The sequence below is a fragment of the Myxococcales bacterium genome (assembly GCA_012517325.1).
In the GTDB taxonomy this organism is placed as follows: Bacteria; Lernaellota; Lernaellaia; order Lernaellales; family Lernaellaceae; genus JAAYVF01.
The window spans coordinates 49,159-63,835 of sequence record JAAYVF010000036.1 but is presented as its reverse complement, the minus strand read 5'-3'; the positions used below and the strand labels follow the sequence as shown (position 1 = coordinate 63,835).

Here is a 14,677-nt window from a genome sequence, read left to right as displayed (position 1 = left end):
TCAAAGCCCGATGCAAAACGGAAAATCGAAAGGGAACAACCAACTGGACGTGGGTCTATCAGGCCTCGGCTCCGAACTCTACGTAACCAAGGGGACATTTTTGCTGCACAGTTGAGGGGACATATTGCCTAAGTATAAACAGTCCGAAGAACCAGGGACAGCAAACGGCCGACGTTTATCCGGCGACGGATCGAGTCCGCATTTTCATCCCGTCGCGGCAAGTAAGTCGGGCAAGGCGAAAGCGGGTATGCTAAACTTGCCGGCCGAAGGATCCACCAAAAAGATGAGGTATTCGGATGTTCGGTTTAAAAAAACGGCGGCGGCGGCGTTGGCGGGAAATGCCGTTTCCCGCCGCCTGGCTGGAAATCCTCGAACAGCGGGTACCCTATTACCGGCTTCTCTCGGCCGATGATCGGCGGGAGCTGCAGGGCCATATCCAGGTTTTTCTGCACGAAAAGACGATCGAAGGGCTCGGCGGATTGGAAATGACCGATGAGATCCGCGTGTCGATCGCCGCGCAGGCCTGCATCCTGCTTTTACATCGCGAAACCGACTACTATCCGTCGCTGTTCTCCATCCTGGTCTATCCGCACAAATATTTCGTGAAAAAAACCGAAAAATTGCCCGACGGCACGGTGATGGAGGGCTATGAAGGCCGGCTGGGCGAATCCTGGCATCGCGGTGAGGTCGTGTTGTCGTGGGATGACGTCAAAAAGGGCGCGGTCGATGTGCACGACGGCAACAACGTCGTTTTCCACGAATTCGCCCATCAACTGGACGGCGAATCCGGCGCCCACGACGGCACGCCGGCCCTGCCCCGCCTGTCGATGTACGGCGCCTGGGCGCGGGTCTTCACGCAAGAATACAAAAATCTGATCGACAATCTCGAACATCATCGCCGAACGCTCATCTCCTCGTACGGCGCCACCAACCCGGCGGAATTTTTCGCCGTGGTCACGGAAGCGTTTTTCGAACGGCCGCTCGCCCTGAAGCGCTGCCATCCCGATTTGTACGAACAACTGCGACTTTTCTATCAACAAGACACGGCGGCGCGCCTGGCCGGATATCATCGTCAACAGGCGATCGCCGCCGCAGCCTGCCCGGAAAACCGGGACGAACAAACAGCGGACGGCTGAACCTTTTCGGACCGCCGCCGGTCTATTCTTCAATATTGACGAATGGGTGAGAGCGATTAAGCTGAGCCGAGAAGACGGCATGTCGCGGCTTGGAGGATTCAGATGAAATTTCAGCAAGTTATCACCTGTCGGCGTTGCTGGGCGATCCTGCCGTTGCTGGCCCTGTTGTGGGCGCCCCTGGGCTGCGCAAAAAAATCCCCTCCCGCCGCACAACCCGCCTCGGTGGTCGTCGCCACCGCCGAATCCAAAGACATGCCCATCGAAATCCACACCATCGGTTCGGTTGAGCCGATCCAGTCGGCGACCCTCCGCGCGCAGGTCGGCGGGTATCTCGCCCGGATCCTGTTTACCGAAGGCCAGGAAGTCGCGGCGGGACAAATGCTGTTTCAGCTCGATACGCGCTCCCTCAATGCCCAACGGGAAGTCAACGCGGCGACGGTGGAACAGACGCGCCTGCAACTGGCCAACGCCGAAAACCAGTTGCGCCGCGGCGAGGATCTGTTCCAGCAGAAATTCATCAGCCAGGAGGATCTGGACAATCTGAAAACGGCGGCGCTGGCTCTTCGGGCCACGCTGGCGGCGCAAACGGCCGCGCTCGAAAAGGCACGGCTGGATTTGCAATTCACCTCGATCCGCGCCCCGTTCGCCGGGCGGATGAGCCGGTGGTTGGTCAACCAGGGCGAACTGGTGCAGGCCAACGGCACCGCGCTGGCGACGATCAACCAACTGCGGCCGATCGACGTGCAATTTTCGATTCCCGAAAAGGATCTGGCGGCGGTGCGCGCGGCCCTGGCCGGGGGCGAGGTGCCGGTTCTAGCGGTGCCGTCCAGGGACGACGGCGAACCCGTGGCCGGCCGGTTGATTTTCATCGACAACGCGATCGATTCGAAAACCGGCAGCATTCTGCTCAAGGCCCGCTTCGACAACGACGACGAACGCCTCTGGCCCGGCCAATACGTCGACGTCACCTTGCAACTGGGCATTCGCCGGGGCGCGGTCGTCGTACCGTCGGCGGCCGTGCAAGTCGGCCAGCAGGGCGAATACGTCTACGTGCTGGACGCCGAGTCCAAGGCGGCGTTGCGCCTCGTCAAAACCGGCCCGATCCACGAGAACGAAACGACGATCGATGAAGGCGTTCAAGCGGGTGAAACGGTCGTCACCGACGGCCAGCTCCGGCTGGTGCCCGGCATGAAAGCGGAAGTCCGCAAGCCGGCTGCGGCCCCTGCGGAGAAAAAATCATGAACCTAACCGGCCTCTTCATCCGCCGGCCGGTCGCCACTTTCATCTTGATGGCGGGCTTGCTGTTTTTCGGCATCCTGGGCTACGTCAACCTGCCGGTGAACAATCTGCCGGTGGTCGATTTTCCAACCATCTCCGTTTCCGCCTCGCTGCCCGGCGCCAGTCCCGAAACGATGGCTGCCGCGGTCGCCACGCCCCTCGAAAAACAATTCTCGACCATCGCCGGCATCGACACGATGACCTCGACGAGTCAGCTCGGCTCGACCCAGATCACGTTGCAATTCGCGCTGGACCGCGACATCGACGCGGCGGCGCAGGACGTGCAATCGGCCATCGCCAAGGCGACGCGCCAATTGCCCACGTCGATGACCACGCCGCCCACGTTCCAGAAGGTCAACCCCGCCGATTCGCCGATCCTGCTCTTCGCGCTCAGTTCGGCGACCTTGCCGCTATCGGCGCTCGACGAATACGGCCAGACAATGCTCGGCCAGAACATTTCGATGATCAACGGGGTGGCGCAGGTTTCGGTTTACGGTTCGCAGCAGTACGCCGTGCGCATCCAGGTCAATCCGAAGTTGCTGGCGGCCCGGGGCCTCGGCATCAGCCAGGTGGCGGCGGCCGTCAGCGCGGCGAACTCCAACCTGCCGACCGGCGCGCTCTGGGGGCCGGACAAGGTCACGACCGTCGAGACCACCGCGCAGTTGCAAAACGCCGCTGATTTCCGGCCGATCATCATCGATTACCAGAACGGCGCGCTGATCCGCTTGCAGGACGTGGCGACGGTCACCGACGACGTTCAGAACAACAAGGTCGCGGCGTGGTACAAGGATACGCGGGCGATCATCCTGGCCGTGCAGCGCCAACCGGGCAGCAACACCGTGGAAGTCGCCGACCAGGTGAAGACCACCGTCGATCGGCTGAAAACGCAGTTGCCGGCGGCGGTCAACCTCGAAATCCTGTTCGACCGCTCGCAATCGATCCGCGATTCGGTGCACGACGTCAAACTGACCCTGCTGCTGACCCTCTTCCTGGTCATCGCCATCATTTTCGTTTTTCTGCGCAACGTCTCGGCGACGATCATTCCCAGCCTGGCGCTGCCGCTGTCGCTCGTCGGCACGTTCGGAGTGATGTACTTCCTCGGCTACACCCTCGATAACCTGTCATTGATGGCGCTGACGCTGGCCACGGGCTTCGTCGTCGACGACGCCGTGGTCATGCTGGAAAATATCGTGCGGCACCGCGAGCTGGGCGAAAGCCGCCGGCAGGCGGCGGTCGACGGCGCGCGGGAAATCCAGTTCACCATTCTCTCGATGACGATCTCGCTGGTCGCCGTGTTCATCCCGCTGCTGCTGATGGGCGGCATCGTCGGCCGCCTATTCCGCGAGTTTGCCGTCACCATCAGCGTCGCCATCCTGATGTCCGGCGTCGTCTCGCTGACGCTCTCGCCGATGCTGTGCAGCCAGTTCCTCGCCGAATCGGCCCTCGCCCATCACGGCCGCGTCTACGCGTTCACCGAGCGCGGCTGGACGGCGCTGTTGCGCTTTTACGAACGCACCCTCGCCGCGGTGATGCGCCACCGCCGGCTGGCGCTGTTGTTCTCGGCGGCCATCCTGGCGGGAACCGTTTACTTCGGCGTGATCATTCCCAAAGGCTTTCTGCCCAGCGAGGACACCGGGCAGATCATGGGCACCACCGAAGCGGCCGAGGGCACCTCCTTCGAGGCGATGGCCCGCCGCCAGCATCAGGCCGCCGAGATTCTGCTCCGCGACCCGAACGTCGACTCCTTCATGTCGTCGGTCGGTTCCGGCGGCGGCGGCGGGGCCACCAACAGCGGCCGGTTCTTCATCCGCCTGAAACCACGCGAGCAGCGTACCCTGACCGCCGACCAGGTGATCAATTCGTTGCGGCCCAAGCTGGCGGCCGTGCCGGGACTGCGCGTGTACCTGGTCAATCCGCCCTCGATCAACATCGGCGGGCGCATCAGCAAGGCGCTCTATCAATACACGCTGCAAAGCACCGACACCGCGGCGCTGTACAACGCGACGGCCGCGCTGGAACGGGCCCTGCGCGAATCGCCCTTGTTGCAGGACATTTCCTCAGATTTGTCGCTGAAGAACCCGCAGGTGACGCTGAAGATCGACCGCGACAAGGCGTCGGCCCTGGGCATTTCGGCGGCGGCGATCGAGGAAACGCTGCTCTACGCCTTCAGCACGCGGCAGATCACCACGATCAACACGCCGACCAATCAATACTGGGTCATTCTGGAAGTGCAGCCCGAATACCAGCAAAACGCGGCGGCGCTCGAACTGTTTTACGTGCGCTCGACCACCGGGGCGATGACGCCGCTCGCGGAATTGGCCACGCTGGAGAACGGGGTCGGCCCGCTCTCGATCAACCACTCCGGCCAAATCCCTTCGGCGACGATTTCCTTCAACCTGCCCGCGGACGTGTCGCTCTCGCAGGCGACCGCCGAAGTGGAACGGCTCGCCCGGCAGACGCTGCCCGCGAACATCACCGCCTCGTTCTCCGGATCGGCGCAAGCCTTCAAGGGTTCGCAAAGCAGCCTCGGCCTGCTACTCATGCTGGCCGTCGCGGTGATTTACATGGTGCTGGCGATTTTGTACGAAAGCTTCATTCACCCGCTGACGATTCTCTCCGGCCTGCCGTTCGCCGGGTTCGGCGCCCTGCTGACGCTGTGGCTGTTCGGCATCGACCTGAACGTCTACGGACTGGTGGGGATCATCATGCTGATCGGCGTGGCCAAAAAGAACGCGATCATGATGATCGATTTCGCCATCGAGGCGCGGCAGGACGGCACGCGCACGGCCGCCGAAGCCATCCGGCACGCGGCGAGCGTCCGCTTCCGGCCGATCATGATGACCACGATGGCCGCGCTGGTGGGCACGCTGCCGATCGCCCTGGGCTTCGGCGCCGGCGGCGAAGCGCGCCAGCCTTTGGGTCTGGCCGTCGTCGGCGGCCTGGCGTTTTCGCAGTTCGTGACGCTCTACGTCACGCCGGTGTTCTACACGTATTTCGATCGCCTGGAACAGCGTTTCAGCCGAAAACTCAAACCAACCGCCTGACGGAAAGAACTCCACTTCATGACCCGGCAACCTTCGATCCGACCCTTCTACCCGACCGCCGCCACCGCCGGCATGGTGATGATCTCGCTCGGGCCGCTGCTCGACGCCGTGCTGCGCGATTTCGGCGCCGACCGCGCCCAAGGCGGCTTGTTGTCGCTGATGTTTTTCGGCGGCATGTGCGTGGCGATCCTGGCGATCAATTTCGTCCTGGGAAAACTGTCGTCGAAGGCGACCCTGATGCTGGGCATCGCGGCGCAGGGGCTGGGGCTTTTTCTGGCCGGCGGCGCGGCCGACAGCCTGCGGTCGCTGACGGCCTGTTACGCGCTGATCGGTTTCGGGTACGGCTTTCCGGCCATCTACCCGGGGATGTGCGTCACCTCGTTGATCAAGCCGTCGGCCGAACGACCCCTGGGCCTGATCAACGGCTTTTTCGCGATCGGCGTACTGGCCACGCCGGTGGTCATCGGGCAGGCGCTGACCCGCGGCGTCTCCTGGCGCGGCGTGCTGATCGGCGAAGGAATCCTGTCGCTGGTTTTGCTCGTCTACTACCTGACGACAACGCTGCCCGACATTCCCAACCGGCAAAACGTCCGCCCGCGCCAGCTCGCCGAAATCCGCCGCGCGAACCCGCGGCTGGTGCTGGTGATCCTGCTGGCGCTGTGGCTGTACGTCGGCGCCGAAAACATCTTCAACGTCTGGCTGGCGAAATTTCAGATCGACATCTTCGCCTCGCGCGCCTCGCGCGCCGGCTTGACGGTTTCGCTCTTCTGGCTGGGTTTGACGGTCGGCCGGTTCGGCGCCGTGCGCCTGATGGGACGGTTCCGCACCACCGGCCTGATCAGCGCCGCCGGTTGGCTCATGGCGCTGGGCATCGCGGCGGTATCATTGTCGCCCTGGCGCTGGGTTTCGGAAGGATTCTGCTTCGTGACGGGGTTGGCGTCGGCGGCGATTTTTCCGCTCATCGCCAGCTACGTGGGCCGTTTCCCCGCCTGGTTTTCGGGCGTGGTCTTCTCGCTGGGATACCTCGCCGCGACGGTGGGCGCGATGTTTTTCCCCTACCTCGTCGGCCCGGCCGCCGATTGGGTCGGTTTCCGCCTGGCGATGTTTTCCGCCGCCCTGCCGTGCGCCGTCGTCGCGCTGCTGGCTGGGCCGTTGGATCGCGCGGCGGCGAAGTGAGTCGAGCGGATCATTCGATCGTCATTGCCCGGCCGGCGCCTCGGCCGAGAAGCTGCCTAGAACATTGCCGATGATCACGGTGAAATGGATGTTGCCTTCGGCGATGCTGGCTTCGGGCAACAGCGACTCGTCGATGAAGGCCAGCACGGCCGGGACGTCGTTATCGCCGATGCCCGCGTCGTGGAAGATCGAAACGGTGCCCGCGACGACGCCGCCGACCAGATAATGCAGGTCGACGCCGGCCGCGTCCCGACCTTCCCGCTGCAGCACGAAACGCTCCGAATGAGGGGTCCGCAAAACGCGCATGATGTCGAAATGCATCGGCCTTCTCCTTGCTCGTTATCGGATAAACCAGAACGCCATCGCGACGACCGTTAAAAAGACCAGCACGGGCAGCAGGCATCCGGTGGATGATTTCCCGTGGTATTTGACATAGCGCAGGCCGGTTCCCGGCAAACTCATCGACGTGTACTTTCGCCCCGTGGAGGAAACGCCCGACCGGAATCCCCTGCCGCCGACCGAAAAGCCGAGTCCCGACTTACTGACGTTCAGCCGAAACGGCCCGAGATTGGCCGATTTGCGGTAATAAAATCCCATGGCCTTGCTCCTTTGCGCGCGATTCTAGCAAAATCGGCGGACCGCCACCATATTGGCGACCCGTCGGCCTTTCGGCCTCGGCCCCCGCCGGACTCCCACCCGTTTGACAAGATTTCCAATCGGCGAAATACTATTTGAAGAGAAGCTCAGTCGTTCAGGCAAATTCGGGAGACAACATTTGGAAAGTTGATTGCTGTTCCCGCTCACTGGGGGGACACCAAATGCGCGAGGAGTGCGCCATGTCCGCGATGCATTTAAAACCATTCCTTCTTTTCCTGACCTCGATGTTCGTTCTGATGTCGCTTTTCGCTGCGGCTTGCGTTGATCAGAACAATGACGACCACAACGACGGGAACGACGACGACAACGACGATAATGGCGACGACAACGACGATAACGATGACAATGACAATGATGTCGACGATGACAACAACGACAACGATGACGACGACAACGATGACGACGACAACGACAACGACAATGACGACAACGACGACACTGTCGTCGACAGCTTAGGGATCGAGCTGATCGACGGCGGCTGTAGCTATTCGCAAACCCATCTGGCGCTCCTGCCCGGTGGGGCGGCGGCGGTCGCCACGATCCGTGGCGCCATGCCGGTCGTTTATCGATGCTTCCCCGACGGCAAAACCGCGGCAATCGCGATCGACGAAACGGCGCGCGGGCCAAGCCCGGCGATGGCCGCGGACGCCGCGGGGCATTTGCACGTCGTCTTCCTCGACGTGCGCCACGGCCAGGTCCGCTACGCCACCGACGCTTCGGGCGAATGGGTCACCGAACCGATCCGGAACGACGACACCCTTAGTCACTACACTCCCGATCTGGCGCTGGATGCCGAAGGTTTTATCCACGCCTGCTTCGTCAGCAACCGGCAGTTGTATTACGCCCAAAACACCACCGGCGCCTGGGAAGTGGAATGGATCGAACCGGCCGACAACCTGTGGGGCGCCGACCCCGTACTGGCGCTGGACCGACAAGGTAAGGCCCACCTCGCCTATTATCGCCGCAACGAATCCGTCGACAGTTACCATTACGTCACCAATGCCGGCGGCAACTGGCAAATGGAGAAAATCCTCGACGACCCCTCCTATTCCGTCGAGCCGCAGATGGCGATCGCCGTGGACAGCGCCGGCCATCCGCACGTCGCTTCCGCCAACGACAATCGACGGGTGATCGGTTACGCCGTGCGCGGGCCGCAGGGCTGGCAAACGGAGGTCGTTTACAACGATATGGAATCGACCAACTCCCTGGCCTTGCTGCTGGACGACCAGGACAAACCGCATTTGATCGCCGGCCGAAACGGCTCTCCGAAAAGTCAGCTCTATCACATCACCCGGCCGGCGGCGTCCTGGGAGCGGGAAATGATCGCCACCGCGACCGCGCCGGAGTACGAATACGGCACCGATTTCTACCCCTCATTGGCCAGGGACGCATCCGGGCAGTTGCACCTCAGCCTGATGGTCGAGGGCACCCTTCGGTACGCGACCAACCCGATCGGCAAGGATTGGCGGTTCGTGACGCTGGCGGATTTCGGGATGGTCGACTCCAACGTCGCGCTAGCCGTGGACGGCCAACGTCGTCGGCACCTGACCTACTTGCGCGAGCCGGTCGCCGAATGGCGCTATGCCGTCCGCCAGGGAGGCAGTTGGCACATCGAAACCCTGCTGGACTCGGTCGGCCAGTCGGGTATCGTGGACATGGCGACGGACGCCGACGGTTTTGTTCATGCCGTGCTCGGCGATCACCAGAATTCCAAACTCTGGTACGCCAGCAACAAAACGGGATCGTGGATCATCGAAAACATCCTCGCCGGCCAAACCGTTGAAAAGGGGATTTACAACCATACCGAGCCGGCGATCGCCGTCGATGCGGCGGGGGCGGCCCACGTCGTCTACTCGGTCGGCGGTCATCAATTGATGTATGCCACCAATCAAACCGGCGACTGGGAAACGACCCTGCTGGATGAAATCCCTGGTTTGGACATCCTGGAAAAGGTCGTGGCCGCGGATTCGCAGGGGTATCTGCACATCGCTTACCGGCTCGCCCTGCCTTCCTATCTTTACCCGTACTCCATTACGACCGTGAAGTACCTCACCAACGAGACCGGCGACTGGGAAACCAGACAATTCGATCCGAGCCTCACCAGCGGCATCGACCCGGACATCGCGGTATCCGGCGACGGCGGAGTTTTCGTCAGCCATCTGACGGGCGCCGGCAGCCTGAAACTGGGCAGCCTGATCGACGGCGAATTGTCGTCCGAAATGGTCGCCGCAGCGGGATTGGAATATTCGACCGTCGCGGTGGCGGGCACCGGCGAACCGCACCTGGGCGCCACCGGCAGTGAACATGTCTGGTATTTCTTCCGCGACGGCGAAATGTGGCAACCAATATCGATCGATTCGGGCTATTTGCTCGACGAGTCCGTTGCGGCGGCGGTTTTGGGATCGACGGTGTATTTCGGCCTGGCGCATTCCAAGGCCGTCTGGCTGGCGTCCTTCCCGGCGGGCTTTACCGGCGAACCGCGCCCCTGACGAGGACCGGCGCGCCCGTCACAGCGCCTGGTGGATTTTGACCAATTCGGTCACGGTGCGGCAGATCGGCACCAGATCCCCGCGCTCGACCATCTCCAGCGTATCGTTCTCGTCCAGCAGATAGTACGGGCAGCCGATCCACGAAATGACCGGGACGCCCGCCTCGACGACGTACCCCGAGGCGTCGGAAGTCGGCACGGGAGCGATCAGGTCCGACGGGATCGCGGCGGTGCGCCGGGCCGGCGCGGCATGCAGCGCGCGCACGACCGACGCGACGGTCGTCGGCTCGGCCGAGGTGAACATCACCGTCAACGCGGGCAGGCCGGTTTCGACATAGCGGTGCGCCCGCTCCGTCACTTCCTTGCCGCCGAGGTGCTCGAGGGTGATCAGAATCCGCGTCCGCTTCATGAGGTCGGCGTGCCGGCGGGCGAATTCGTGCGCGCCCTGCGAACCGTAAAAATGGCCGGCATCCACGACGAAAACCAGGGTTTTCGGCCGGTCTTCCGGCGGCACTTGCGCCCAAGCCCACGCCTGCGCAAGCACCTGCGTCACGCCCGCCCCGTCTTCCACCACGCCTTTGAACGGGCTGTCGTGGTGCGAGGTGAGCAGAATCGTTTCGGCGGACCGGCCGGGTAAGACACCCCACACGTTGCGCATGGTCCCCGGTTCCTGCCGCCCCGCGAGGGTCAGCACGGCCGGCGCGCCTTGCCGGGCCAGCGTGCGCAATTCGACGCCATCCTCCTTGCCGATCCACAAACCGGGAAGCGGTTTCATGACGCCGTCATAGGGGCCGTAATGCGTGTTCGAATTCGACGGCTGGTCGCGCAAGATCAGACAAACGCCGCGCGCGCCCTGTCGCACCGCCTGCCAATACACATCCTTCGCCGGCGCCGCCGCGGCCGATGCCGCGCCGCCGATGAAGTTCTGACGCACGAAATTGAGGTATTGAGACGACCAGGGTGAAATCACGCGATCGGGATCGGAAAGCGCGTAGCTGGCGCGTAGAACCTTCATCAAGAGCCCGGTGGGCATGCGCGGGAACGGCACGTCGGCGACGACGATCTTGCCGCCGACCTCCGTGCCCGCGAAATCCGCGGCGGTTCCCGTGCCGACGTAAACCAGCGGCGCGGCAAGGCCGGCGTCGCCGGTGAAGGCCGTGTTGACAATGAAAAAACTCGGGATGACCCGGCCGCCGACCGTCAGCGACCAGCGGTCCGCCGTCCAGACCTCGATCGGAATCGGGTCGAGGGTTACGTCCGCGAGCCCGAATTCGCGCAACCGGTCGGCCACCCATTCTTCGGCCTGCCGGCCTTCCGGCGTGCCCGGCCGGCGGTGCGGCGTCCGGCAGATGCCCCGCAGCCACGATTCAAGGAGCGGCAAATCCGGCAGCGCCGGCGGACCGGAGTGAACCGGCAGGCCGGCCGCGAGTTGTCGCGCCCGGCGGCGAGCGGCCCAGATTCCCGGCAGACGGCGAACGATACTCGCCAGCGTCCCGGCCGTGCTGGTAGCGGTCGTCTCTTCCCAGGTGCCACGTGCGGTCATGCTCCATCCCTCCTCGACAATCCGTCGGCGCCGAAAAAGATACCATTCGCCCGGTGCGGCGAACAACCGCTGGACAACCCCGGACAAATCGGAAAAACTGCCGCTCGATGGACCTTTTGCCAGGTAAAAAACATTTCGGTTTCGATCGGCGCGTCAGGTGGAAACGCTGTCTGTTCCGGTTCCTTGCCGTGCTGTTCGGCCTGTTGATCGTCCTTGTGGCGGTCGAGATCGGGCTGAGAATTTACGGGTCCATCGTGGCGCCGGAGATGCTCGACACCCCGGCGTTTCAAGGATCGCCGGACATTCTCGTCGCTTGTTACGGCGACAGCTATACCTACGGCATCGGCGCCTCGGATAAAACGGCGTTTTCCTATCCGGCGCAATTGGAACGCTATCTGCGGAAACAAAATCCGGACCGAAAAATCCAGGTGCTCAAGCGCGCCGTGCCCGGGCAAAGTTCCTCGCAAATGCTCGCCCAACTGAAAAATGATTTGACGACGGCCGCCCGTCTTCCCGATTTATTCGTCGTGGTGATCGGCCACAACAACCCCTGGCATTATCGCAATGCCACTTTTTTGCAAAAAAACGACCTGCCGGCGTTCGACCGGCGAAAAATTGTCGCGCAACTGGAACGTTCTCGCGTTGGCACTCTTTTCGTGCTTCTCAAAAGAAGCCTCTTCGGCGGGTCGCTTTCCGCGCCTTCCGAAACGGACGATCCGGATCAAACCGAAACGCGATTCCTCGACCAATGGCTGCGTGCCGATTTGGGGAATATCACGGCGCTGCTGCGCGCTGATGGCAAGACCGCCGTCTTCGGGCAATATCACGAAAGCCTGGCCAATTCGACCATCGCGGCTTTTGGCCAGGAAAACGGGCTGCCCGTCTGCGCGCCGCCGCCCGCCGCCGATTACTGGCGGGCGATGGGGTACCTCAGCCAGGATGACTGGCATCCGAACGACCGGGGATACGCCGCCTTCGCCGCGCACCTCGCCGGCTGCGTTCAGTCGCTTTTATCGGTCAGCCCCGCCCGCCGACCCGCGCCGGAAGGCTAAGCCCGGCCGATTTCATTTCGATTCGAGCAGCTTGATCGCCGCCTGCCGATAGATTTCCTCGTTTTGCCGGCCGAAACAAAGGTCTTCCTCGTAATGATCGGGGTGACCGTACGGGTGATAATCGCTTTCCGGAATCAAATAGGCGACCTCATTGCCGCAGACAGACATCAGCATCGGAACCTCGGCGTTCATCGAGGACAAAATTCCGGTCATGGCCGGGAAATGAAAGACACCCCACGGATCGCCGTAATCGTAATCGCTCGCCTCGCGGCCGATCAGGGTTTCGGGGAAGGTTTCGCCCGGCGAGGTGATCAGCGCCAGCGGGCCGAGCCGGACCATGCCCAGGCGATCGTCCACGCAGCCGAACCAGCCGCAAATGTCCGGCTGATCCTTCACCACATCCTGCGCGTCGAATTCCAGCAGGTGGATCAGGAACCCCATGATGAACAGCAGGCTCTTCACAGGGCTCAACAATTGTTCCACCTGCACTTCCAACACCGGCGATTCGACCGGCGACGCGGTCTCCAGGGCCCCGAGCGCCAGATCCGCGAGCACGAAGCCCAGGCTGCGAGCTTTGTCCCATGTGCCTTCCTGCAGATAGACCGGCTGCTGATCTTCGTCCAGCACCGGATCGCCGTTTTCATCGCGCGCCGGCACGTCGACGCCCGTGGGCGTGGCCAGGCCTCCGAGCGCGCCGGAGATGTAAACGCATTCGCCGCCCACGCGGTCCCGCACCCGCTGGCGCAGGTAACCCGGAAAATCGGCGCTGACCAGCGTGGATTCGATCATCACCTCGGGATGCGCGTGCCAGTTGACCAACGTGGCGACGGGAATGCCGTCCAGGCCGATGAACTGCGCTGCCGACAGCCAGCCGACCGTCAACTGCGGCTCGCGGAAATCGGCCATCAGCGTCGGGTAATTCGAAAGCGGATCGTCGATCGTCGTCGTGGCCGCGGTCATCGTCACCGGCTCCAGCTTTTCCCAGGTGTCGTCGATCAGCGCCACGATGGCATCCTGCACGAACGCCATGTACTCGGGCGAAACACCGCTGGTGAAGACATTGGGCCCGAAAACGCCGAGCGTGTCCGGCCCTTCGTGCGTGTGCGTCGACGCGATGAGAATATTCTCTTTTGCCAAACCTTCGGCCGTCACGCGCTCCTGAATTTCACGGGTCCGGGAGCGGGAGAAGCCGAGAAAATCGAGGCTGACCAGCATCAGCGTGCGATCGCCCTGCTTCAAGGCCAAAGCGGTCGCCGTCAGGTCGTCGTGCACGCCGGTCCCGATCCGCGACGGGATGATACCGCCGAGATAAATCGTTTCGGGGTGATTGGCCGCGGTCGGCGTGAGGACGGCCGTTCCCGCCGCCGCGTAGAGCGGCTCGCCGTCCGGGGTGTCGTCGTCGGGCGTATCATCGCCCGCGTCGTCGTCGGCCGGAGAGGCGTCGTCGTCATCGTCCGTCTGGTTGTCCTGGCCGTTATCGTCATCGTCATCGCCGGCGGCACAGCCGACGACGAAAAGCAGCGGCAACAAAAGCAGCAGTCGAAAATAGAAACGCATGGTTGACTCCTCGGCGGTTTCAGGCGAATCGACCCGAAACCGTTGACCCGTCAGAATAATTCAAAGACCTCGTTCGCCCACATTTCCATCGCGTCCCGATTCCGAAAATCGCCTTCCGGCACTTTCACCAGATCCCGCGCCGCCCACCGCGCCAGCGGATTGAGGCGCGAGTAATCCATCCGACCCGCGAAACAGCCTTCGTGCCGTGGGCGGATCCGCTTGCGCACGGCCGCGAAGTAGGTCGCGACGGTCGCGCGGTTTTCCGGCGTATCCTTCAACAGCGTCATACAGAGCAGAAAAACCGCCACCGGCTTCCCGCCAAACCCGGCCGCGTGCCGCTTGATGAAGTTGAGAAACTCGGGAACGGGTTGGCCCGCTCGAATGGCGGTGCCCAGGACGAAGGCCTCGTAATTCGCGATCGTTTCGACTTCGGCGACGGGTTTGACGTCGACCACCGCGCCCCGCGCGGCGATCGCACGGCCGATCAGCAACGCCGCCTCGCCCGTCGAGCCGGCCTTGGTCGCGTATGCAACCAGCACTTTCTTCCCGGTCGCGCCGAAGGTCTCCGCCGGTCGGGCGATGCCCGGCTTCCCGCCTTTGATGGCATAGGTCATGAGCAGCGCCGGGACGATCACGATCGCGGCCAACGAGCCCAGCACCAGGAGCAATGTCGTCATTTACCGGTCTCCGCGAAACCAACCGGGCGGCCCACCCTGAATTTAATTAGCAGGGTGTTGAAAAACACC

11 protein-coding genes are annotated in these 14,677 nt (G+C 62.9%); 6 read left to right on the top strand and 5 right to left on the bottom strand.

Translation table 11 applies throughout. The features are described 5' to 3' along the window. The first annotated feature begins 296 nt into the window (after window positions 1-296). The 4 genes from GX444_07020 (at window position 297) to GX444_07005 (ending at window position 6,634) form a co-directional block, all read left to right on the top strand. On the top strand, window positions 297-1,136 hold the full coding sequence (locus GX444_07020; protein NLH48339.1) for a zinc-dependent peptidase: 840 nt from the start codon (window positions 297-299) through the stop codon (window positions 1,134-1,136). A gap of 102 nt (window positions 1,137-1,238) precedes the next feature. Continuing rightward, on the top strand, window positions 1,239-2,378 hold the full coding sequence (locus tag GX444_07015; protein ID NLH48338.1) for an efflux RND transporter periplasmic adaptor subunit: 1,140 nt from the start codon (window positions 1,239-1,241) through the stop codon (window positions 2,376-2,378). Next, window positions 2,375-5,458 carry an efflux RND transporter permease subunit gene (locus GX444_07010; GenBank protein ID NLH48337.1) on the top strand — a complete coding sequence of 1,028 codons (3,084 nt, stop codon included), beginning with the start codon at window positions 2,375-2,377 and terminating at the stop codon, window positions 5,456-5,458. Before GX444_07015 ends, GX444_07010 begins: the two co-directional genes overlap by 4 nt. A gap of 18 nt (window positions 5,459-5,476) precedes the next feature. Further along, window positions 5,477-6,634 (top strand): MFS transporter, encoded by a 1,158-nt coding sequence (locus tag GX444_07005; GenBank protein NLH48336.1) that lies wholly within the window; start codon window positions 5,477-5,479, stop codon window positions 6,632-6,634. Between the two features lie 21 nt (window positions 6,635-6,655). Here the strand turns inward: GX444_07005 and GX444_07000 are convergent, their stop codons facing one another. Continuing rightward, window positions 6,656-6,955 carry a hypothetical protein gene (locus GX444_07000; GenBank protein ID NLH48335.1) on the bottom strand — a complete coding sequence of 100 codons (300 nt, stop codon included), beginning with the start codon at window positions 6,953-6,955 and terminating at the stop codon, window positions 6,656-6,658. An 18-nt stretch (window positions 6,956-6,973) separates the two neighbouring features. Then, window positions 6,974-7,231 carry a DUF4236 domain-containing protein gene (locus GX444_06995; GenBank protein ID NLH48334.1) on the bottom strand — a complete coding sequence of 86 codons (258 nt, stop codon included), beginning with the start codon at window positions 7,229-7,231 and terminating at the stop codon, window positions 6,974-6,976. A gap of 239 nt (window positions 7,232-7,470) precedes the next feature. Here GX444_06995 and GX444_06990 point away from each other — a divergent pair, with 239 nt between their 5' ends. Next, complete coding sequence (locus tag GX444_06990) at window positions 7,471-9,780, top strand: hypothetical protein (GenBank protein NLH48333.1); 2,310 nt, start codon at window positions 7,471-7,473, stop codon at window positions 9,778-9,780. 18 nt (window positions 9,781-9,798) lie between these two features. Here the strand turns inward: GX444_06990 and GX444_06985 are convergent, their stop codons facing one another. After that, window positions 9,799-11,322 (bottom strand): M28 family peptidase, encoded by a 1,524-nt coding sequence (locus GX444_06985; GenBank protein NLH48332.1) that lies wholly within the window; start codon window positions 11,320-11,322, stop codon window positions 9,799-9,801. A gap of 107 nt (window positions 11,323-11,429) precedes the next feature. Between GX444_06985 and GX444_06980 the strand changes: the two genes are divergently transcribed. Then, window positions 11,430-12,374 (top strand): SGNH/GDSL hydrolase family protein, encoded by a 945-nt coding sequence (locus tag GX444_06980; protein ID NLH48331.1) that lies wholly within the window; start codon window positions 11,430-11,432, stop codon window positions 12,372-12,374. A 12-nt stretch (window positions 12,375-12,386) separates the two neighbouring features. Here the strand turns inward: GX444_06980 and GX444_06975 are convergent, their stop codons facing one another. After that, window positions 12,387-13,931: a hypothetical protein gene (locus GX444_06975; protein ID NLH48330.1), complete on the bottom strand. Its 1,545-nt coding sequence runs from the start codon at window positions 13,929-13,931 to the stop codon at window positions 12,387-12,389. A gap of 50 nt (window positions 13,932-13,981) precedes the next feature. After that, window positions 13,982-14,608 carry a flavodoxin gene (locus GX444_06970; GenBank protein NLH48329.1) on the bottom strand — a complete coding sequence of 209 codons (627 nt, stop codon included), beginning with the start codon at window positions 14,606-14,608 and terminating at the stop codon, window positions 13,982-13,984. Window positions 14,609-14,677 lie beyond the last annotated feature (69 nt).